The organism is Nocardiopsis sp. CNS-639 (assembly GCF_000381685.1).
In the GTDB taxonomy this organism is placed as follows: Bacteria; Actinomycetota; Actinomycetes; order Streptosporangiales; family Streptosporangiaceae; genus Nocardiopsis; species Nocardiopsis dassonvillei.
On record NZ_KB906856.1, the window covers coordinates 60,569 to 80,922 of the forward strand.

The following is a 20,354-nucleotide window of genomic DNA, read 5'->3' on the forward strand; positions in this document are numbered from 1 at the left end:
GGGCGCCTACCGCGCCGCGGACTCCCGCGCGGCCTCGGGCGCGGGGCCGCAGCAGCCGCCGCTGCCGGCCGCCGCGTCCGGCTCCTCGGACAGGCCTCCGCCGCTGCACACCCCCGTCTCGGGCAGGACCAGCTCCACGAGGGCGGCCGCCTCGCGGTCCCCGGCCAGATGGGCGGCGATGCTGCGGACCTGCTCGTAGCCGGTCAGGGCCAGGAAGGTCGGGGCCCGCCCGTAGGACTTCATCCCGGCCAGGAAGAACCCCTCCTCCGGGTGGGAGAGCTCGGCGGCGCCGTGGGGGTAGACGGTGCCGCAGGAGTGCACGTTGGGGTCGATGAGGGGGGCGAGCTCCACCGGTGCCTGGAGGGCGCTGTCCAGGTCCAGGCGGATCTCGGACAGGAAGGACAGGTCGGGGCGGAATCCGGTGAGGGCGACCACCTCGTCCACGGGCTCCAGTTCGCGGCCCTCCTCGTCGGCCAGCACGAGGCGTCCGTCCCGCTCCGTGCGGACCCCGGCGGTACGGAACCCGGTGACCACTCGAATGTGCCCGGCTTCCACGGCCTCGCGGGCGCGCTGGCCGAGCGCGCCGCGCGCGGCCAGCTGGTCGGCCGCGCCACCGCCGAAGGCATCGCCGATCTCCTCCCGGCGCAGCACCCACACCGCCTCGGTGCCGGGTTCCTCCCCGGCCAACGCGGTCAGGCCGACCAGGGCGGTCAGCGCCGAGTGCCCCTTGCCGACGACCGCCGTGGTCCGACCCGCGTACCGGGCCCGTCCGGCTGGGCTGGCGGTGTCGGGAATGCGGTACGAGACGTGCTCGGCGGCCGTCGACTCGCCCAGCGCGGGCAGCCCGTCGCCGCCCACCGGGTTGGGCGTGCCCCAGGTGCCGGAGGCGTCGACCACCGCGCGGGCCGGGATCCGCTCCTCGCCCCGGTCGGTGCGAAGGCGCACGGTGAAGGGCTGCTCCCCGCGCCCGGCGTCCACGACCCGGTCCCGGCCCGTGCGGCTCACGCCGGTCACCTCGGCGCCGAAGCGGACCCGTTCGCCCAAGGCCCCGGCCAGGGGAGCGAGGTAGGCCTCGACCCACTCGCGGCCGGTCGGGTAGCCCGCGTCGTCCGGACGCCGCCAACCGGTGGCGGTGAGCAGCTTCTCCGCGGCCGGGTCCACCAGGTCGCGCCACATCGAGAACAGGCGCACGTGGCCCCATTCGGACACGGCGGCACCGGCTCGACCGCCCTTCTCCAGGACCAGGACCGGCAGGTCGCGCGCGACCAGCTCCGCCGCGGCCGCGAGTCCCACCGGACCGGCGCCGATCACCACGACCGGACGTTGTGCGTCCATGACGCCCTCCTCTTTCATTGACTGGCGTCTATGGATCGGGACTCTATCGACGGAAGTCGATGGATGCAACCATAGATCTTCGTCGATAATGGGTGCCATGACTGTGACGACGCCCGAGCGCGAAGGCGGCCTCCTCCCCGCCGCTGACGCCGAGACCTACGCCGCCTGGTTCGCCTGCCTGGCCGAACCCATGCGCGTCCGGCTCCTGCACGCCATCGCCACCACCCCCGGCTCGGTCAGCGTGGGCCAGCTCGCCGAGATGGTGGAGGTCCGCCAGCCCACCGTCTCCCACCACCTGCGCAAGCTCGCCGACGTCGGGTTCGTGACCCTCACCAAGGTGGGCACCTCCACCCGGGTCGCCGTCAACCCCGCCTGCTGCACCGGCCTGCCGCACGCCGCCGACGCGGTGATGGGCATGCTCAACGCCCGCCCGTGCTGCCCCACCGACCTGCCCGCCGACGTCACCACCCGCGCCATGGCCGACGCCGACCTGGACGCGGTCCGGGAGATCTACGCCCAGGGCATCGCCAGCGGCCACGCCACCTTCGAGACCGAGGTCCCCGGGGCGGACGCGCTGAAGGACCGGTGGACGCCCGGGCACCGCTGGGTGGCCGAGTCCGGCGGCCGCGTCGTCGGCTGGGCCGCCGCCTCGCCCGTCTCCGCCCGCGAGGTCTACGCCGGGGTGGCCGAGACCTCGGTCTACGTCGCCGAGGACGCGCGCGGCCGGGGCGTGGGCAAGGCGCTGCTGTACCGGCAGGTCACCGAGGCCGACGCCGCCGGACTGTGGACGCTCCAGACCTCGGTCTTCCCCGAGAACCGCGCCAGCCTGGCCCTGCACCACCAGGCGGGCTACCGCACCGTGGGCGTGCGCGAGCGCGTCGCCCGCCACCACGGGATCTGGCGCGACACCGTCCTGCTGGAGCGGCGGCGCCCGGAGGAGGGCGCCGGGCCCGGCGAGGTTCCCCGCGCCGACGGTTCGGGCTGCCCGCCCGCCTGATCCCGGCGGCGCGGAGCGGTGGGGAGCGGTTGGGTGAGACGCACGATCGCCACCGCTCCGTGACGGGGCGCACGGGGGCCCTGCCGGAGGCCGTGCCTATGCCGTAGCCACGGTAGTCAGGGTGGTCGCGGCCGGGCTCGGGAACGACACCGCGCTCGTGGTGGGGCCGAGGGTGCGCGTGGTGCCGGGAAACCGGCGGATTCCCCTGCCGCGTGGGTGTGCTCCACGTCACCGTGCTGTTCCGTCGCGGGGCCTGGCGGCCCGGGTCCGCCCGACCGGCGGGTAAGCCCTTGCCCCGCCGGGTGTACCGGCCGTCCAGAGCCCGTATGGCTGCGGTAGAGTTGGCTCCGGCGATGGCTGGGACCCTGCTCCGAGCCGTGTCGCGGGCCTCTAGCTCAATTGGCAGAGCAACGGACTTTTAATCCGTGGGTTCAGGGTTCGAGCCCCTGGGGGCCTACCCGCAAAACCCCAGTTCAGAGGCTGTTTTCAAGGTCCTCACCCTGGGGTTTTCGTGTGCCCAGTGCCGACTGGCTGCTCCATGTGTGCTCTTCGGCCTCCGACTCGCCGGAGCGACAGCCCGCCCGAACCCACTCAGAGCGGTCCCTATCTCCTCGGTCGGTCCGAAGTTCGCTGGTCACGGCCCGCACCCCACGGAAGCATACGCTCGCCGAGCACAGCAGGCACCGGAGGTTCACATCCGGAACTGGGCCTTGACGAGTGAGGGACCCTCGAACTCCTCGGGGATGGCGTCCATCAGCACCTCGTTGACGGTCTCACCCAGCCACTGGTTGGAGTTGCGCCGCATCCCCTGCCGCTTGAACCCCGCCTTCTCGTAGGCGCGGATCGCCCCGGCGTTGGGCTCGATGACGGTCAGGTACACGCACCTCAGGTTGGTCACGTGGAAGGCGTAGTCCAGCACCAGCCGAGTGGCCTCGGTGCCCACGCCCCTGCCCCGGGACTCGCCCAGGGCCACCACGTACTCGCCGTTGCGCCGCATCTGGTCGATGTACACCTGGGCCAGGCCAACCGGGCACGGGCTCTCCCCGGTCAGGTCGTAGACGGTGAACCGCAGCTCCCTATCCGAGGCGCGACCGTAGCCCTCCACGAGGATCTCCCGCGTGGACTCCAACGGCTGCGGGGTCTGCCGGTTGTATCCGACGATGGTGGGGATCGACTGCTCCCACTTCCAGTACTCCTCCACGAGGTCGGCGCGCAGCGGGCCGATTCCGGTTTTGTCGCCGCGCAGCCAGATCAGGGGGTGGCTCACGTGGTCTCCTCCATTGTTGGGATGGTCAGCAGTGCCGTGCACCGCCGCGTGCTGTCGGGCTCGGCCACCGGGCGCCCCTCCGCCTCGATCCAGGCGTGCAGACGAATGGGGTCGGCGATCACGCCGTGGCACCAGCGCACGCCGCGTCCGAGGAGGGCCAGGGCCAGTGCCGCGGCCACCGATTCTTCCAAGCAGGCGACCCGTACGGGCGAGAACAGGCCGAGCCGCCGCACCGCGTGGACGACTTCGGCGGCTTCGGCCGTGGTGGCAGGACGACGGCCGAACTTCGAGACGTTCTGTACGAGGCGGACCATACGGTTCATGCGAGAGCGACGTGGTCCGATCCGCGCGTTCGTGAGGACCATGAGCAGCGCTCCAGAAGCGACGATCATCCGGGAGAACGCGACCCTGGGGAACTCGGTGAACCCCATCGGGAGTTCCTGCACACCCCAGCTCGCCCCCCAACGCCGCCCCGGGACGGGCGGTGAACCGGGGACCGGGTTCGCGGACACCACCATCCCTGGAATAGGGGAACACCCGGCTGCGCACCGCCGCGAGCGCGAACAATGTCCGCACCCTGTTATCCGCATGCCACCGGGCCCCGCAGGAACCTAACCGGACCTCTTCGTCCACGTCCTGGGCGTGTGCGCCTCGCCGTGGTGTCGGTGAGGAAGCGGGGCCGTTCGGGGCGGCTGGCGATCCGGTCAGGCTGCCGCCGTGGCGGGTTGCAGGGCGGGGCCGAGCAGGAGCCCGCCGTCCGCGACGAACTCCGAGCCCGTGACGAACGAGGCGTCGGCCGAGGTGAGGTAGAGGAGGAGTGCGGTGATGTCGGCCGGGGTTCCCATTCGGGGGACGGCGTACGGCTCGGGCGAGTAGAAGTCCGCGATGGGCGGCTGGCCGGCGATCGGTTCGTTGACCAACGGGGTGGAGACGACGCCGGGGTGGATGGAGTTGACCCGGATGCCGTCCCGACCCAGCTCCATCGCGGCGGTCCTGGTGAGCCCGCGCAACGCCCACTTGCTGGCGACGTACGGCGCGTAGAGCGAGGTGCCGGCGTGGGCCATCGTGGAGGCGATGTTGACGATCACTCCGCCGCCGTTGCGGCGCAGTGACGGGGTCACGGTCTTGGTGCCGAGAAACGTGCCGGTGAGGTTGACGTCGAGTACGCGGTCCCAGACCCGCCGTTCCGTGGCCTCGATCGGCGCCGCGGGGTTCTGGACGCCGGCGTTGTTGACCAGGACCGCGATCGGACCGAACCGGCGTTCGGTCTCGGTGACCGCCGCCGCCCAGGCGTCCTCGTCGGTGACGTCCAGACGGACGAACAGTGCCCGCTCGCCGAGTTCGGCGGCGAGCTCCTTGCCAGGCCCTTCGGAGAGCGCGGCGATGACGACGTTCGCCCCCTCCTCGTGGTAGGCCCGAACGTGGCTGGCCCCCTGTCCGCCAGTGCCACCGGTGACGAGAACGGTCTGCTTGTCGAAGCGTCCCATGACGCGGTCCTTCCTGCGGAACAATGGTGAGTCGAGTGACTCGCCTCGCCAAAGCTACGTGCATGACAGATGGTGAGTCAAGTGGCTCGCCTCGCGTAGAGTGGTGCCCATGACGACGGAGCCCTCGCCCTACCACCGGCGCGTCGCCGAGCAGAAGCGGGCGGCCATCATCAGGGCCGCCACCCGACTGTTCCTCGACGCCGGGTACGCCGGCACCTCACTGGCCAAGGTCGCCGAGGCGGCCGGGGTGTCGAAGGCGACTCTGTTCAAGCAGTTCCCGACCAAGGCGGCGCTGTTCGACGCGATCGTGACGGAGTCCTGGACGGTTGAGGACGACGGAGACCTCCGCCCGCCGACGGGCGACCTGCGGGCGGGCCTGACGGCGTTGGGCCGCCGGTACGTCACCCTCCTCACCCGGCCCGGAATGGCGGCCCTCTTCCGCATCGTCATCGCCGAACTGCCGCGCTTCCCCGAGTTGGGCGAGGCCCACTTCGAGCGCGGCAAGATGCCCTACTTCGACTCGGTACGCCGCTATCTCGACGCCGAGAACGCTCTGGGTACGGCCAGGCTGGACGACACGGAACTGGCGGCGACCCAGTTCCTGGGGATGATCTCCAACTACGTCCTCTGGCCCCGGATGCTGCTCGTCGACTGGTCACCTGACGACGCGTCGATGGCACGCGTCGTGGACGAGGCCGTACTGATGATGGAGGCCAGATACGGCGCGACGAAAACGGCCGACTGAAAAGCGCTGTCACCGGGTTCGGGGCCCGATCGGCGAGGCCCCGAACCCCGGTGGCATGGCCGCTGTGCGCGGCGGCGGTTCAGCTCCCGGAGCCGACGATGGCGGTGACGCGGATCTCCACGCGCATCGCGGCGAGGCCGAGGACGGTGACGCCGGTCTCGGTCCAGATCGGCGCACGGCCGCCGAGGCGGCGGCGGAACTGCTCGGCCATGACCCTGTTGTGGTCGTCGCCGATGACGTCGTCCCCCGGCGCGACCTTGTGGTACGAGTTGACGTGGATGACGTCCTTCCAGGTCGCGCCGACCGTGGCGAGCGTGCTCTCCACGTTGTCGAAGGCCCGGACGATCTCGTCCTCCAGCGAGTCGGGGATGGCCAGGTCGTCGTCCACTCCGGCCTGGCCGGAGATCTCGACCCGGTCGCCGACGCGGACGGCCCCGCTGTAGCCGAGGGCCGCGTGCAGCTTCTCGCCGTAGCCCGGAGCGATGCCGAAGGTGACGGTGCTCATGATGCTCCTTCTTCCTTGCCGCAGGGGTGCGTTTCCCCTTCGATGACTTCAAGCGTAAATTGACAGTAGCAAGCGATGACTTCAAGCGTCAAGTGATGACGGGATTCACTGGAAGGGCGGGACGCTCCATGAGCGATACGGAAGGGTCCATGAGCGGCACACACGGGCACGGGGACGACGAGGAGCCGCGGTGGCTCGACGAACAGGAGAAGGCGGCGTGGACGGGCCTGGTCTCCCTCGTCCTGCTGCTGCCCGGCAAGCTGGAGTCGCCGCTGCGGCAGGAGAACGGCCTCACCCTGTTCGAGTACCTCGCGCTCAGCCACCTCTCCGAGGCCCCGGGGCGCAGGCTGCGGATGGGGGAGCTCGCCTTTCTCGCCAGCGGTTCGCTCTCCCGTCTGTCCAACGTCGTCAAACGCTGTGAACAGCGCGGCTGGGTCGTGCGGACACCCGACCCGGACGACGGCCGCTACACCCTCGCCGAACTCACCGACGTCGGCCTCGACCTCGTGCGCTCGGCAGCGCCCACCCACCTGCGCTCCGTGCGCCGCACCGTCCTCGACCCGCTCAACACGACCGACCTGAAGGCCCTCGCCCGCATCGCGGAAAAACTCGGCATCGTCCCGGACGGCCTCGGCTGACAGCCGTTCCCGTGCCACGTTCCGGGACGGCCGGGCCCGTGCGGGGGCGGCGAGTCGGCCCGCCCGCACCGGGGTACGTCCCCCACCCGGTCCCGCTCGGCCCTGCCCGGCTCCACCCGGCCCTGTCCGGTCCCCGGCCACCCGGGAACCGGACAGGGCACCCGAACGCTACGACGGCGCCTCGGCCGTGACCGGCGCGGGCGCCGCGCGCCCGCCGCGCACCACCATGCCCGCGGGCACCGCGGCGAGGACGAAGAGCACCCCGGCCGTCAGGACGTAGAGGTACACGCCGGTCGCCGTGCTCACCGGGGCGCCGTCGGCCACGACCCCGGGGACCTGGGTGGCCTTGAGGAGTTCGCCTCCGGCGAAGCTGAAGACGACCGAGCCGAGGGCGAACACGACCGACACCAGGCCGGAGATCGTGCCCTGCCGTTCCGGCGGTGCCAGGCTGGTCGCCAGGTTGTAGCCGGACGTCGAGATCGCGCCGGCGGCCATGCCGACCAGGGCCCCGCAGGCGATCGCCAGCGGCAGGACCGACACGCCGACGAGCATCATGAGGGTCGCCGCCGCACCGACGGCGATGGCGGCGAGGAGGGGCCGTGCGGCACCGAACCGCCCCGCGACCCATCCGGCGAGGGTGCCGCCGACCATGATGCCGAGCGAGGGCGCGGCGAGCAGGACCGCCACCGCACCTCCGTCGCCCAACCCGTAGCCGAGTCCCAGCTCGGGAGGCACCTGGGCGACGATGCTCGTCAGCTGGAGCATGCTCCGGAAGGAGCCCGCGGCCAGGACCAGGGCCAGCAGCGTCAGCAGGACCGGTCGGCTGAGGGCCCGGATGTCGATGATGGGTTCGGCGACCCGCAGGGCCAGGACCGCCCAACCGGCCAACGCGGCGACACCGGCCGCCAGCAGCACGACCATGCCCGCGGACAGCCACCCGGCGTCTCCGCCGAGGCTGACGTAGGCGAGCACGGAGCCGAGGCCGCCGCCCAGCAGGAGCGCCCCGCCCACGTCGATCCGGCCGGTGCCGCGGACCGGCGACTCCGGGATGAGGGCACGCACGCAGAGCGCGGCCACCGCGGCGAGCAGCGCCGCCACGACGAACACGCTGCGGTAGCCGAACAGGTCGATGACCGGCACCATCACGAACGGTTCGATGATTCCGACGATCGCCGATCCCGACGTCACGAGCCCGATCACGGGCATGGCCACCCGCGGGGCGCAGATCTGGAGTACGAGGGCGACCGTGATGAAGATCGCGGCCAGGGCGGCCCCCTGGAGGAAGCGCCCCACCAGGAAGATCCAGACGTTGGGGGCGACGAGGCAGACCAGCGCGCCCGCGCACGCGGTCACCAGCGTGACGACGAGCAGCCGCCGCTTGCCGAAGACGTCGGAGCTCTTCGCGAGCAGCGGCGACCAGATGGCCCCGGCCAGCATCGCGCTCGCGTTCAGCCACGCGGCCTGGTCGGTGTCGAAGTGCTCCAGCAGTTGGGGCAGGACCAGCAGGGGGGAGGCGATGGCCACGTCGGCCAGGACGTTGGCGAGGATGAGAACGGCGACCCAGAGGACGAGTCGCCCGCTCCATCGGTGCTCCGGGGTGTCGGCAGCGGACTCTTCCGGCGTGTCCTTCACATCTATCCTCTCCAGCGCGCCTTTCCGGCGCGTCAGGGGTCGGGAACTCCTCGCATCGGGGTTCAGCGTGTGCCGGTGTCCGCTGCCCGCAGGGCCTCGTCGCGGGCGGCGATGGCGGCCCAGCTGGTCGGCAGTATGCGGTCGCGGCCGCGGTCGACGCTGGCCTGGGCGAAGGTGACGTAGGGGCGCTGCCGGACCTCGTACCGCTCGAACGCAGCGGTGTGGTCGCCGCCGCACCGGTCGAGTTCCTCGGCGAGGATGTGCGCGCCGGTGAGCGCGAGTGAGGTGCCCCGGCCGGAGAGGAAGGCCGGGCTGTACCCGGCGTCGCCGACGAGGGCGACGCGGCCGCGGTGCCAGGAGGGCAGGTGGATCTGGCCCGCGGAGTCGAAGAAGAAGCCGGGATCGGCTCGGACCGCGTCGAGCAGTTCCGGGATCCTCCACGACCGGTGCCCGGCGAAGGCGTCGATGACGATCTTCTTCTGGGCGTCCAGGTCGTGGCGGTCGTAGTCGAGCGGTTCCGAGCGGAACTGGAAGACCGCGACGGCCCTGTCCTTGTACCAGAAGGTGCCCGCCATTCGGCTGGGGACGTTGTGTATCGAGTTGACGCCCTCGGACCGGGCCTCGCCGGGCAGGGCGGCGAGCGCGATGTAGACACCGAGGTGGCGGAGGTAGTCCTCCTCGGGCCCGAACACCAGCCTGCGTACCGCGGAGTGCTGGCCGTCGGCACCGAGCACGAGGTCGTACCGCCCGGTGCGGCCGGAGGCGAAGCGCACTCCGACACCGTCGCCGCCGTCGGTCAGCTCCGCGATCGAGTCGCCGAAACGGATCGCCGCGGTGTCGGGGAGCGCGTCGGCGAGGACGCGCACGAGGTCCTCGCGGAGGATCTCGATGTCGTCGTCGGAGTCGCTGATCTGGGCGATGGGGATGCGGCCCACCGGTTCGCCGTCGCCGTCGACGAACCAGGTGGACTCGGTCATCCGCAGCCGTCGCTTCCGGATCTCGGCGAGCAGGCCCATCCTCTCCACGGTCCGGACCGCGTCACCGCGGATGTCGATGGGTGTGCCCGCGAGGCGGAGGCCGTGGTCGTACTCGACGACGGTGACGTCGTGGCCGCGGGTGCCGAGTTCACGCGCGGCGGCGAGGCCGGCGATACCGGCTCCGGAGACGAGGATGTTCACGGGATGTGCTCCAGGTGGGTCTGGGCGGACGTGCCGGTCGGATGGGTGGCGGTGCTCCGGAGCAGGGGAGGGGGCGCGGCGGCGCGGTCGGCGCAAGGGTCGCGGTCGCGGCACCTGGCAACTAAAGCAACTATTTGTTGCTTTAAGAAAGCCTACCCACGGTCGGCTTGCACCGCAATGCCGCGCCTGGCGACAATCGGCACCCGAGCAGAGAACAGGAGGTGGGCGTGGAGATGGCCGACGGGACCGCTGACCGGCCGCCCGCACGGCGCCCCGGCGGCCGCAACGCGCGGGTGCGGGAGCGGGTCCTCACCGCGACCGCCGAGCTCGTCGCGCGCGACGGCGTCGTGGGCTTTCGCTACGAGGAGGTCGCCGAGCGCGCCGGTGTGCACAAGACCAGCGTCTACCGCAACTGGCCCGACCGCGAGGAACTGGTCGTCGACGCCGTACTGAGCTACGCCGAGAACCTCGCGTCGGTCGCCGACACCGGTGACCTCCACCGGGACCTGGCGGACTTCCTGATGGGCCTCGCCGGTGGCCTGGAGACGCCTTTCGGCCGGACGCTCGAACAGGCCGTCCAGCCCGCCCACCAGAGCCCCACCGTCCGGCAGGCGCTGTCCAGGGTCCTCGACCAGCGCGTGGCCGTCATGCGGCGGCGGGTGGACACCGCGGTCGAACGGGGTGAGCTGCCCCCGGTCGACAGCGCCTTCCTCGGCGAGATGATCTCCGGCCCGGTGCACCTCATCCTCAACCGCGGCCTGCGCGCGTTCACCCGCACGGATGCCGAGCGCATCGTCGCCGTGGTCCTCGCCGGTATCCGCGCCACGGCCCCGCACGGCTGAGACGCGCGACCGGCCCGGGGCGGCGCGGAGGGCCGGATCCCCGATCCGCCGTCTCCGGTGGCTTCCGCGCACACGCCGGGGCTTCGGGAGGTACTGTGCGGATGACTTCGGATCGGGGGAGCGGCCATGTGGGCGGTACTGGGTATCTGCGGCAGCCTGCGCCGGAACTCCCACAACGCCGCACTGCTGCGCCTGGCGGGCCGCAGCAACCCCGACGTCTGCGTGGTCGGCGGTGACCTGGCCGGACGCCTGCCCCTGTTCAACCCCGACCTGGACAACGACGAGGAGCTGCCGGAGGTCGTCACGAGGTTCCGGTCCTGCGCCGACCGGGCCGAAGGCGTGATCATCGCGACCCCGAGTACGCGCACGGCCCCTCCGGAGCCACCAAGAACGCCATGGACTGGCTGGTCGGCTCCGGAGGACTCGCCGGGAAACCGACCCTCCTCATGAGCGCGTCACCGGGACAGGCGGGCGGTATGCGCGGTCACCTCGCGCTGGTTCCCACGCTGACACTGATGGGGAGTGTCCTGGTCGACTCGGTCACGGTCTCCGGGGCTCCCAGCCGGGTGGACTCCCGTGGTGAGTTCCGTGATCCGGCGGTGCTGGAGCGGGTCCGGCTGGCCATGGACGAGATGGCCACGGCGCTCTCCTACTCCCGGCGGAAACAGGCGACGGACCTGCTCCTGGAGTAACCCCGCTCCTGGAGTAACCCCGTTCCTCCGTCCGCTCCGCGGGCGGCGGGCCGTCGCGCCCCGGGCCGGACCCGCCCCGCTGACCGTGGGCGTGAACGGGGCGCTCCAGCCGCCCGGACCGGTGTCCCGCGCGCGCTCTGACCCGACCCGCCCCTACCCGCCCCGACCTGCCCCGATCCGCGCACGGACGCGGCAGGCGACGCCGACCGGTCCTGTTCGAGACGTGGGGGCGGTGTGACTCCTGTGAAACAGGGAACCTCCTACTTCCCCCCCTCTCGTCGAACACATCGAACTACGGAGTGAAGCCAGCGTGCGCATCCACCAGACCATCCCCCGCATCGCGGCGTCGGCGCTCATCGCGGCCCCCGTCCTCGCCCTGGGCGCCCCGGCCCAGGCCGAGCAGGCGACCGGCTGCCTCAGCCGGGACGGCGCCACCGTCGAGGAGGCGCGGGTCACCGAGGAGGTCCCGCAGGAGATCCTGCGCAGATCCGGGTTCGTCATGACCGTGGACCGCTTCACGCGGGAACTGTGCGCGGCGTCGGGCCCGGAGGAGGCGAGCGCGGTCGTCGAACGCCACGGCGACGCGCTCTGGCGCGAGGCGGTGGACCGGGTCCAGGGCAACGCGGGGGTCCAGGGGAGCCTGAGCGCCGGGGACGACCGTCCGGTCTACTGGGCCCGGCTCGCCATGACCTCGGCCCTCAACCGCTGGCAGCCGGACTTCGAGCTGAGCGAGGTCGACCGCGCCGGGCTCGTGGCCGACATGGACCGCCGCTCCCGCGGCCACGACGACACCGACTTCGCCGAGGTCCCCGGGGAGCCCGAGGCCCTCCACGTCGTCGTGACCGGGTTCGACCCGTTCCGCCTCGACAACGACATCCGCCAGGCCAACCCCTCCGGCGCGGCCGCCCTCGCCCTGGACGGGGCGGTGATCGAGACCGACGCCGGGGTCGCGGTCGTGGAGACCATGCTCTTCCCGGTGCGCTGGCGCGACTTCACCGACGGCATGGTCGAGGAGGCCCTCCTGCCGCACTACACCGGCGACCGGCCGGCCGACACGGTCATCACCGTCAGCCAGGGCCGACCGGGCCGGTTCGATCTGGAGGCCCACAACGGCGCCTGGCGCGGTGGCGCCGCGGACAACGAGTCGGTCGGCACGGAGGAGATGGTCCCCGTCCCCGACGGCGTCCCCACCGTCACGCCGCAGCCCCAGTGGTCGGACTCCTCCCTCGACCACCCCGCGATCGTCGAGCAGACCAGCGGCGCGCCGTTCCCCGTGGTCGACAACACCACGGTGACCGAGATCCCCGAGGGCGGGACCGAACCGGTGGTGCGCGTGGACGGTCCCACGCCCGGCTCCGAGGCGCGGGCCGGAGGCGGAGGCGACTACCTCTCCAACGAGATCGCCTACCGCAACACCCTGCTGCGCGACGCCACCGGCCTGGACATCCCCGCCGGTCACGTGCACACCCCGGTCCTGGACTTCGGTCCCGGCGACGGCGTCACCGACCCCGAGTTCGAGCGGAACCGCGCGGCGATCGTGGGCCAGGTCGAGGACATCGTCGCGGCCGCCGTCCGCGGGTGAGGTCCGGGGAGCGGACCTTCCCCGGCTCGCTCCCACCACCGTGTCGCCCGTCGGGGGCCCGGCCGTCCCGTAGCCGGACACGGCGCTCCGGCGGGCCCGGCGGCCCCCGCGGGGTTCGGCGGCGGGGCGCTTCGGGCGCTCGCGCCGCCGCCCCGGGGCCGGGAGTCCGGGGGTTGGCAGGCGTACCGTGCGGAACGGGCGTCGGCGTGGCCGGTACGTTCAGGCTTCCGGGCCGGTCAGACCCCCGGCCCGGTGAGGAAGTCGCGCACCAGCGCGTTGACCCGCTCGGGCGACTGCCGGTTGACCCAGTGCCCGTGACCCTCCAGCACCTCCAGACGCGACCGGGGAACCCGTTTCGCGGCTGCCACCGTGTGCCTGGGGTGCACGCCGGCGTCCCGGTCCCCCTGGACGAACAGGGTGGGGCAGCGGATCTCGCCCAGACGGGGGCGCAGGTCCACGTTCATCCGCCACGGGCCGATGGAGGCGTTCTGCCAGTCGGAGGAGCCCGCGCCGTTGGCCCGGACCTCGGGCATGATCTCCTCGACGATGTCGTCGAAGTCGTCGACCGGACCCGCGAACAGGCTGGTGCGCGCGAACCGGGCCACCCCCTCGCGGCTGTGGAACAGCCACGTGGGAAGTGTGCGGTTGAGCAGGCGGCTCCTGGCGGTCAGCCACAGCAGCTGGTGCGCCAGGGGAGGGAACGAGATGATCCCGGCCGGAGCCAGGGCGACGAGCCGGTCCATCCGGTCGGGGTGCTCGATGGCGTAGGCCAGGGCGATCGCGCCGCCCTGCGACAGGCCCACCAGGGAGGCTCGTTCGACCTCGAAGCGGTCCAGGACCGCGGTGACGCATGCGAGCATCCGGGTGTGGTCGGCGGTGCCGTTCCAGGGCCTGCTGTGCCCCTGCTTGGGCCAGTCCAGGGCGAGGACCCTGTGGTCGGGGGCCAGGGCCGGGATCATGTGACGCCAGCTCAGCAGGGCGTTGTCCAGACCGGCGCCGCTCAGCAGCAGGACGGTGCTCGTGCCCCGCCCCGCGGTGATGACGCTGAGGGCGCCCTCGGGTTGCTCGACGCTGACGCGGTGGAAGGGGTCCGACGGCGGAGGGTTCACGGGCGCCGATCGCTCCTCTCGCGTTCGCTCCGCCACCGCGAGAAGAGCGGGGGCAGCTCGGACTCCAGGAATCCGTAGAGTTCGTGGACGTTGGCCAGGCGTTCGCGGCGCTCGTCCGGGGCCTCCCGGAGCATGCTGAGCCCGCGCTCGGTGACCTCGCGGAAAGCGGCCGTCTGGGCGTACCGGCGCTCCAGCATCCGGCTCCAGCCGTTCGCGGCGATGCGGAAGTACTCCTGACGCTGCCCGCGCCTGCGCACTCCCTCGACCAGGCCGCTGGGGGTGAGCAGGCGCGTGGCGCTGCTGATGGAGCTGCGGCTGACCTGGAGGGTCTGTGCGAGCTGGGCGGCGCTCTGTTCCGGTGGATCGCAGATCAGCAGCCAGCCGACGACGCGCCCGGCGATGAGGGGAAGGCCCTCGCGCTCGAAGAACACGGCGACCTCGTCGACGAAGGCCAGTTCGTCCTCTGGGGGTTCGCCCGGGGGTTCGTTCATGCGACGAGATTACAGTCATTGCAGTAATAACTGCAATAAGAGGATGCCGCGAGGGCGCGGTCGCGGCGGGCCACGGCCCCTGCGGGGGAGCGCGGAAGCGGCCGGGACCGCGGGCCCTCCCGGCGGTCCCGGGCCGTCGGGGCACCGGCCGGTCCCCGGGCCCCGGGGCGTTCTCCGATACGGTCCGTCCGGCTCGGGCGCGTCTCCGCGTCCGCCGCGGGGCGTGTTGGTGTACTCGAGACCATCGGCGTCAACCGACGACAAGGAGTGACATGGCGTTCTCGGAGAAGCAGCAGGCGGTCCTGCGCAAACCGGCGTTCGGACACGTGGCCACGCTCGGCCCGGACGGCTCCCCCCAGTCCAGCCCCGTGTGGATCGACTGGGACGGCGAGTTCCTCAGGTTCAGTCAGACCACGACGCGGCAGAAGCTCCAGAACCTCAGGCGCGACGGCCGGATCTCGGTCTCGGCCACCGACCCCGACGACCCCTACATGTACGTCGAGGTCCGCGGCGTGGTCGACCGGGTGGAGGAGGACCCGGACAAGGCCTTCATCAACGAGATGGCGCAGAAGTACCTCGGAACCCCCTACCCGTGGGACAGCCCCGACGAGGAGCGTGTCATCGTCTACGTCCGGCCGGAGCGCTTCGTCGGCCGCTAGGGCGTGCCCGGCGGACACGTACCCTGCTGCGCGACGGGCGGCATCCCCGAACACGCCCTCGGACACGGGCGCGGCCCCGCCTCCCGGCGGGGTCGCGCCCTCCGGCGCGCGTGTTCGCCGTTCCTGGGGGATACTTGTGGGAAACTTTGCATGGACTGCAAGGATCGACCTTGTACGGGAGAGGACCATTGGGGCTTCGCGAACGCAAGAAGCAGGCCACGCGCCGTGCCCTCCAGGACGCGGCCGTCCGCCTCACGCTGGAGCGCGGCCTGGAGAACGTGACCGTCGAGGAGATCGCCGCCGAGGCCGACGTCTCCACCCGGACGTTCTTCAACTACTTCGCCACCAAGGAGGACGCCCTCCTGGGCGAGGTCCCGCGGTGCCCCGACGAGGACATGCGCAGGCAGTTCGCGGAGGGCGGCCCCACCGGTGACTTCGTCGAGGACCTCATCACCATGCTGATCGCGTTCCTGGTCAGCACCGACGACCTCGACACCCAGCGCGACGACATGCGCCTGCGCAAACAGCTCATGGACCGCGAGCCCCAGCTCGTCCCCAGGATGCTCGCCCGCTTCCACACCGTGGAGACGGAGCTCGCCGCCACCATCGCCGAGCGGACCGGCGTCCCCGCCGAGGACGACCGCTCGGTCGTGGTCGCGGCGGCGGCCATGGCGGTGATGCGCCACACCATGAGGCGTCTGCGCTTCTCGGAGAACGAGGAGGCGTCGGACGTCCGCGCCAGCCTTCGCACCGACTTCCGCTTCCTGGGCGAGGTCTACGGGCGGTCCGGGACCGCTGACTGATCGGGGCCCTCGCCCGAACCCCGCGTCGCCCGGCTCCGCGCCCGGATCCCGGGGCCGGACCCCGATCCGGGATCCGGGCCCGACCCCTCCGGCGGCACGGTCCGCGCCCGCGGTGTGCCCCACGCCTCAGCGCCCGGCCGGAACGCCGTGCGCCCCGGTCCGCGTCCAACCCCTGCGGGGCGGGCCAGCACCCCGTGCCCGGCCCCTCCGGGGGCTCGGGGGGATGTCAGGGGACGCCCAGGGCTGTCCCGGATGGGAATCGTCGTCAGGAGGGGGCAGGGTGGAGACATGAACCAGAACTTCCAGAGCAAGCGCTTCCGACGCAGTGGGAGCGACCGCTACCTCGCCGGCGTCTGCGGGGGGATCGCCGAGTTCCTCAACGTCGACTCCACGCTGGTCCGCCTGGTCTTCGTGGTCCTGACGGTCCTCGGGTTCAGCGGCGTCTTCGTCTACATCCTGGCCTGGCTGATCATGCCGGCCGAGAACGAGAAGCGCTCCTTGCTGGAGCAGATCATCCGCAACTTCCAGGGAAAGCCGAGCCAGAGCTGATGTGGACCCTCAGAGCACAACCGGGTTGGAAGCGACGCGAGCTGCGCACCCCGCGGGAGGAGCGCGAGGTCGAGCAGACCCGCGAAGCCCCCGCGGAGCGCGGCGAGGAGCGCTAGGGACACGGTGCGCTGGGGGTCCTAGGCGCCGCCCCCGGTCGCGTTCATCCGGTCGATGGTCTCGCCGACCATCCGCGACCACGGCAGGGCCAGGAGCAGCGCGCAGACCACGCCGAGGGCACCGGCCGCGGCGATGACGACACCGGTGCCGAACTTCTCGGCGAAGAACCCGGCGACCAGGATGCCCACGCCCTGGGCGGCCTGGAGCCCGGCCGCGACCAGCCCGAAGGCCAGACTGCGGCCCTCCTTGGGCACGCACAGCACGAACGCCGCGTTGGCCACGAACTGGTAGGAGCCCGCGACGCCGCAGAGCGCGAGGGCGGTCACCATCAGCCACAGCGGCGGTTCGGTCAGCCACAGCAGCAGCGGCGCCGAGGCGAGGACGGCCAGCGGGCCGAGCAGGCGCATGCGGATGGGCGGCGGGACGAACCGGGTCAGGACGAACCCGCCGACGAACCCGCCGATCGCCGAGCCCGCCATGATGAACCCGGCCGCCGCCGCTCCGGCGCCGATCTCCTCGGCCATCGGGTTGGCGAGTCCGTAGGGGATGCCGTACAGGCCGGCGAGCCAGGCGAGCAGCGCCAGGGTGCGCAGCCTGCGGTCGGCGAAGACCAGCTTGGCCCCGTCGCGGGTCATCGCGACGAACCCCGGGCGGTCCGACCGCTCCCCGCGGGGAGCCGGCCGCGCGGCCACACCCAGCAGTACGACGAGCGCGGACAGCACGAAGAGGACGCCGGTCGACATCACGGCGATGTTGGGGCCGATGGCGGCGACGATCAGGCCGCCGGCGACCAGACCGGCGAGCATGCCCAGCTGCGAGGTGAGCTGGATGATGGCCGTGCTGGCGACGTAGCGCTCGCCCTGGATGATCTCGGCCATCATCGCGGCGCGGGCCGCGGCGAAGGGGACCGACGGCACCACCGAGCAGAAGAGCATTATCCAGACGGCCCAGATCGGCATGCCGGGGATGCCGATGAGCACGATCACGGCCGCGCGCGCGAGGTCGCAGGCGATCATGACGCGGCGGCGCGGCAGGAGGTCGGCGAGTCCGGAGATGAGAGGGCTGATGACCGGGGGCAGGAAGGTCAGGGCAAGGGTGACGCCCGCGGCCAGCGCGGAGCCGGTGATCTGGAAGACGAGCACGCTGGTGGCGATGTTCAGCAGGTTCGTGCCGATCACCGAGAGCGCGTGGGCGAGCCAGACGGACCGGAACTCGGCGATCGCCATGACGTCGCGGTAGCTGCTCCGCCAGTCGTCGTTGTTGGGGGCGCTCGAAGACTCGTGGTCTCCGTTGTCAGGTGTGTTGTCGAGGCGCGGATTGGCCACCCGGCACTCCCTTACTGTTACAGGGTTGTAATCACGCTGTGTCGTGTCCCAATAACCAACAGTTCCGGATGGTGAGCTTCGTCGCAAGCCGTTTGGGGAAATTCGTGTCTGATTCGTTGCTGTGGGTAAGGAATGCCAGGTGGATTCGTCCGTGTTGTCAGGTCGCCTTGGACGGATCGTTTCCACTGCTCGCGGCGCGTGCGCGCGGAGACGTACCGCTGTGCCGGAATGTTGTTGATGAGCATAATGTGGATTCACATGTGCGAAGAGTGACGAAAAGCGTGATTCGAAGGAGACCGCGATCCGGGGGCGGGGGATCGGGGGAGTCCCGGGCTCAGCCCCAGCCGAGCTCGGTCAGACGGGAGTCGTCGATCCCGAAGTGGTGGGCGATCTCGTGGACCACTGTCACGAGCACCTCCTCCACCACCTGCTCGGGAGTCTCGCAGAAGGCGCAGATGTTGCGCCGGTAGATGAAGATCTGGTCCGGGAGCACGCCGAAGTAGGAGTCGCCCCGCTCGGTCAGCGGGATGCCCTCGTACAGGCCGAGCAGCCCCTCCGGCGACTCGTCCTCGACGGTGATCACCACGTTGTCCATGAGCTGTGCCAGCTCGGGCGGGATCTGGTCGAGGGCGTCGGCGACCAGTTCCTCGAAGTCCCTGCGCGTCAGTTCCACCACACCTGCCATTGTGCTGCCTCCCCGCGACGCGCCGGAAGCGACATAACACTCTCGAAGGGGATGAAACACGGGAACGTCTCCCCGGGAGGGGCATGATGGGGGTGTGTTGTCTTGGGAAGCGATCCGCGGATACGACCTTCGCGGAGCCCTCCGACGGCTCCGCGGCACCTTCGACCGGCTGCGCTCCGGCCGCGCGTGGCGGTGGGGGTGCGTCGTCGTCGCGGGCCTGGTCGGCGGCTGGCTGGGTCTGGCCCTGGGCGGCCAGGTGGTCACCCCCATCGGTCCCGCGGACGTCACGATGAGCCTGAGCCCCCAGTGGCGGGGTGAGACGGTCGTCGACGTGGCCCCGCTGGGGCAGCTGGCCTTCGACACCCACAGCGCCCCGATCAAGCTGGAGGCGAGGATCTCCAACATCCGGCTGTCCGCGGCCGAGGAGGTGTTCGCCGACCCCGAGGCGATCAACCGCATGGCCGCGGGGATCGGTTCCGACCTGCGCGCCGGTGTGATCGGCCTGCTGGTGCGCGCGGTGCTCGCCGCGGCCCTGGGGGCCGCCGTGGTGGGGCTGCTGCTCTTCCGCAACGTGTGGCGGGCCCTGGCCAGCGCCCTGGTGTCGCTGGGCGTGCTCGTGGCCTCCGGGGCCGTGGCCGCCAACACCTTCAACCCCAGCGCCATCGCCGAGCCCCGCTACACCGGGCTGATCGCGGGTGCCCCGCAGGTGGTGGGCAGTGCGGAGGAGGTGGTGGGCCGGTTCAGCCAGTACCAGGAACAGCTGGCCGGGCTGGTCGGCAACGTCGCGATGATCTACGAGGCGACCTCCACCCTCCCCGTGTACGAGAAGGACGAGTCGGTCATCACCGTGCTGCACGTGTCCGACATCCAGCTGAACCCGGCCTCGTGGAGCATCATCCGCACGCTCCGGGAGCAGTACGGGGCGGACATGGTCGTGGACTCGGGCGACCTCACCGACCGGGGGAGCGCGGCCGAGGACGCCTTCGCCGACGAGATCGGCGAACTGGACGTGCCGTACGTGTGGGTGCGCGGCCGACACGACTCCATGGGGACGCAGCGCGCGGTCGCGGCGCAGGAGAACGCCGTCGTGCTGGACGGCGAGGTCCAGGAGGTGGGCGGCCTGACCTTCTACGGGTCGGGGGACCCCCGCTACGTCCCGGACGCGACCCGGCTCAACCCCGACGCCTCCGAGGTGGCCGCCCGGGGCGAGGAGGAGGCCGAGGAGGTGGTCGACTCCCGCGAGGACGTGGACGTGGTCGTCATGCACACGCGCACGCAGGCGGAGGCCTTCGACGGGGTGGTGCCGCTGGTGCTGACGGGCGACGACCACCTGAGGTCCACCGAGCTGACCGACCTGGGCACCAGGTTCCTCGTGCAGGGGTCCACCGGAGGGGCCGGTCTGCGCGGGCTGGACCACGGTCCCGGCCGCCCGACCCCCTACCAGGCGTCGGTGCTGTACTTCGATGCCGAGACCGGGCGCCTCCAGGCCCGCGACGACATCGACCTGGGCGGCATCGGGCTGACGTCGGCACAGGTCGAGCGGCACATCGAGACCGACCCGCAGCGCCCGGTGGGCGAACCCTCCGAGGAACCGGAGGAGGAACCCGCGGAGGAGGCCGGCGACGGGCAGCGGACTCCCTGACCCGCGCGTCAGCGCAGGTGGAGGAGGTGGCGACTGGCCGTGCTTATCACTTTGGTGTTGGTTGCGAATCTCCC

The 20,354-nt window shown here is 71.6% G+C and carries 20 protein-coding genes, 1 tRNA gene and 1 pseudogene; 11 read left to right on the forward strand and 11 right to left on the reverse strand.

The window, feature by feature from the left end:
* Nucleotides 1-6: 6 nt before the first annotated feature.
* Complete coding sequence (locus G011_RS0105630; RefSeq protein WP_019607644.1) at nucleotides 7-1,335, reverse strand: NAD(P)-binding domain-containing protein; 1,329 nt, start codon at nucleotides 1,333-1,335, stop codon at nucleotides 7-9.
* Nucleotides 1,336-1,432: 97 nt separating this feature from the next.
* Here G011_RS0105630 and G011_RS0105635 point away from each other — a divergent pair, with 97 nt between their 5' ends.
* Both G011_RS0105635 and G011_RS0105640 read left to right on the forward strand, forming a co-directional pair.
* A complete protein-coding gene (locus G011_RS0105635) occupies nucleotides 1,433-2,332 on the forward strand; it encodes a metalloregulator ArsR/SmtB family transcription factor (RefSeq protein WP_036552313.1) in 900 nt (299 codons plus the stop codon).
* A 384-nt stretch (nucleotides 2,333-2,716) separates the two neighbouring features.
* Nucleotides 2,717-2,789 (forward strand) — tRNA-Lys (locus tag G011_RS0105640).
* Nucleotides 2,790-3,023: 234 nt separating this feature from the next.
* Here the strand turns inward: G011_RS0105640 and G011_RS0105645 are convergent.
* The 3 genes from G011_RS0105645 to G011_RS0105655 all read right to left on the reverse strand — a co-directional run bounded on the left by G011_RS0105645 (nucleotide 3,024) and on the right by G011_RS0105655 (nucleotide 5,086).
* Entirely contained in the window at nucleotides 3,024-3,599 is a 576-nt protein-coding gene (locus G011_RS0105645; RefSeq protein WP_019607646.1) for a GNAT family N-acetyltransferase, read from the reverse strand.
* Complete coding sequence (locus G011_RS30520; protein ID WP_019607647.1) at nucleotides 3,596-4,030, reverse strand: lasso peptide biosynthesis B2 protein; 435 nt, start codon at nucleotides 4,028-4,030, stop codon at nucleotides 3,596-3,598. Before G011_RS30520 ends, G011_RS0105645 begins: the two co-directional genes overlap by 4 nt.
* Nucleotides 4,031-4,303: 273 nt before the next feature.
* A complete protein-coding gene (locus G011_RS0105655) occupies nucleotides 4,304-5,086 on the reverse strand; it encodes an SDR family NAD(P)-dependent oxidoreductase (RefSeq protein WP_019607648.1) in 783 nt (260 codons plus the stop codon).
* A 109-nt stretch (nucleotides 5,087-5,195) separates the two neighbouring features.
* Here G011_RS0105655 and G011_RS0105660 point away from each other — a divergent pair, with 109 nt between their 5' ends.
* A complete protein-coding gene (locus G011_RS0105660) occupies nucleotides 5,196-5,831 on the forward strand; it encodes a TetR/AcrR family transcriptional regulator (RefSeq protein WP_019607649.1) in 636 nt (211 codons plus the stop codon).
* A gap of 79 nt (nucleotides 5,832-5,910) precedes the next feature.
* Here the strand turns inward: G011_RS0105660 and G011_RS0105665 are convergent, their stop codons facing one another.
* Nucleotides 5,911-6,336, reverse strand: a complete 426-nt coding sequence (locus G011_RS0105665; RefSeq protein WP_019607650.1) for a Rid family hydrolase — start codon at nucleotides 6,334-6,336, stop codon at nucleotides 5,911-5,913.
* Between the two features lie 149 nt (nucleotides 6,337-6,485).
* On the opposite strand from G011_RS0105665, the gene G011_RS0105670 reads away from it, so the two are divergent.
* Nucleotides 6,486-6,974, forward strand: a complete 489-nt coding sequence (locus tag G011_RS0105670) for a MarR family winged helix-turn-helix transcriptional regulator (RefSeq protein ID WP_019607651.1) — start codon at nucleotides 6,486-6,488, stop codon at nucleotides 6,972-6,974.
* Between the two features lie 168 nt (nucleotides 6,975-7,142).
* On the opposite strand, the gene G011_RS0105675 is transcribed toward G011_RS0105670, so the two are convergent.
* Together G011_RS0105675 and G011_RS0105680 are read right to left on the reverse strand one after the other, a co-directional pair.
* Nucleotides 7,143-8,606 carry an MFS transporter gene (locus G011_RS0105675; RefSeq protein ID WP_019607652.1) on the reverse strand — a complete coding sequence of 488 codons (1,464 nt, stop codon included), beginning with the start codon at nucleotides 8,604-8,606 and terminating at the stop codon, nucleotides 7,143-7,145.
* A gap of 62 nt (nucleotides 8,607-8,668) precedes the next feature.
* Entirely contained in the window at nucleotides 8,669-9,784 is a 1,116-nt protein-coding gene (locus G011_RS0105680; protein WP_019607653.1) for an FAD-dependent monooxygenase, read from the reverse strand.
* A gap of 233 nt (nucleotides 9,785-10,017) precedes the next feature.
* Between G011_RS0105680 and G011_RS0105685 the strand changes: the two genes are divergently transcribed.
* The 3 genes and pseudogenes from G011_RS0105685 to G011_RS0105700 all read left to right on the forward strand — a co-directional run bounded on the left by G011_RS0105685 (nucleotide 10,018) and on the right by G011_RS0105700 (nucleotide 12,900).
* A complete protein-coding gene (locus G011_RS0105685) occupies nucleotides 10,018-10,626 on the forward strand; it encodes a TetR/AcrR family transcriptional regulator (protein WP_026338054.1) in 609 nt (202 codons plus the stop codon).
* Nucleotides 10,627-10,752: 126 nt separating this feature from the next.
* Nucleotides 10,753-11,318 (forward strand): annotated as a pseudogene (locus G011_RS30980) (NADPH-dependent FMN reductase).
* Nucleotides 11,319-11,628: 310 nt separating this feature from the next.
* The gene (locus G011_RS0105700; protein WP_019607656.1) at nucleotides 11,629-12,900 is read left to right on the forward strand and encodes a hypothetical protein; all 1,272 of its coding nucleotides are present in this window, start codon (nucleotides 11,629-11,631) and stop codon (nucleotides 12,898-12,900) included.
* 236 nt (nucleotides 12,901-13,136) lie between these two features.
* Here the strand turns inward: G011_RS0105700 and G011_RS0105705 are convergent, their stop codons facing one another.
* Entirely contained in the window at nucleotides 13,137-14,009 is an 873-nt protein-coding gene (locus tag G011_RS0105705) for an alpha/beta fold hydrolase (RefSeq protein ID WP_019607657.1), read from the reverse strand.
* Complete coding sequence (locus G011_RS0105710; RefSeq protein WP_019607658.1) at nucleotides 14,006-14,500, reverse strand: GbsR/MarR family transcriptional regulator; 495 nt, start codon at nucleotides 14,498-14,500, stop codon at nucleotides 14,006-14,008. The genes G011_RS0105705 and G011_RS0105710 overlap by 4 nt, the downstream gene beginning before the upstream one ends.
* 272 nt (nucleotides 14,501-14,772) lie before the next feature.
* Between G011_RS0105710 and G011_RS0105715 the strand changes: the two genes are divergently transcribed.
* From G011_RS0105715 to G011_RS0105725, 3 genes are all read left to right on the forward strand, one after another.
* Nucleotides 14,773-15,159 (forward strand): PPOX class F420-dependent oxidoreductase, encoded by a 387-nt coding sequence (locus tag G011_RS0105715; protein WP_013155460.1) that lies wholly within the window; start codon nucleotides 14,773-14,775, stop codon nucleotides 15,157-15,159.
* A 188-nt stretch (nucleotides 15,160-15,347) separates the two neighbouring features.
* The gene (locus tag G011_RS0105720; protein WP_019607659.1) at nucleotides 15,348-15,962 is read left to right on the forward strand and encodes a TetR/AcrR family transcriptional regulator; all 615 of its coding nucleotides are present in this window, start codon (nucleotides 15,348-15,350) and stop codon (nucleotides 15,960-15,962) included.
* Nucleotides 15,963-16,250: 288 nt separating this feature from the next.
* Nucleotides 16,251-16,511, forward strand: coding sequence for a PspC domain-containing protein (locus tag G011_RS0105725; protein ID WP_013155458.1), 261 nt, complete (start codon nucleotides 16,251-16,253; stop codon nucleotides 16,509-16,511).
* Between the two features lie 137 nt (nucleotides 16,512-16,648).
* On the opposite strand, the gene G011_RS0105735 is transcribed toward G011_RS0105725, so the two are convergent.
* Nucleotides 16,649-17,953, reverse strand: a complete 1,305-nt coding sequence (locus tag G011_RS0105735; protein ID WP_019607660.1) for an MFS transporter — start codon at nucleotides 17,951-17,953, stop codon at nucleotides 16,649-16,651.
* Nucleotides 17,954-18,287: 334 nt separating this feature from the next.
* The gene (locus G011_RS0105740; RefSeq protein WP_013155455.1) at nucleotides 18,288-18,638 is read right to left on the reverse strand and encodes a metallopeptidase family protein; all 351 of its coding nucleotides are present in this window, start codon (nucleotides 18,636-18,638) and stop codon (nucleotides 18,288-18,290) included.
* A gap of 97 nt (nucleotides 18,639-18,735) precedes the next feature.
* On the opposite strand from G011_RS0105740, the gene G011_RS0105745 reads away from it, so the two are divergent.
* Nucleotides 18,736-20,280, forward strand: coding sequence for a metallophosphoesterase (locus G011_RS0105745; RefSeq protein WP_019607661.1), 1,545 nt, complete (start codon nucleotides 18,736-18,738; stop codon nucleotides 20,278-20,280).
* The last annotated feature ends 74 nt before the right edge of the window (nucleotides 20,281-20,354 follow it).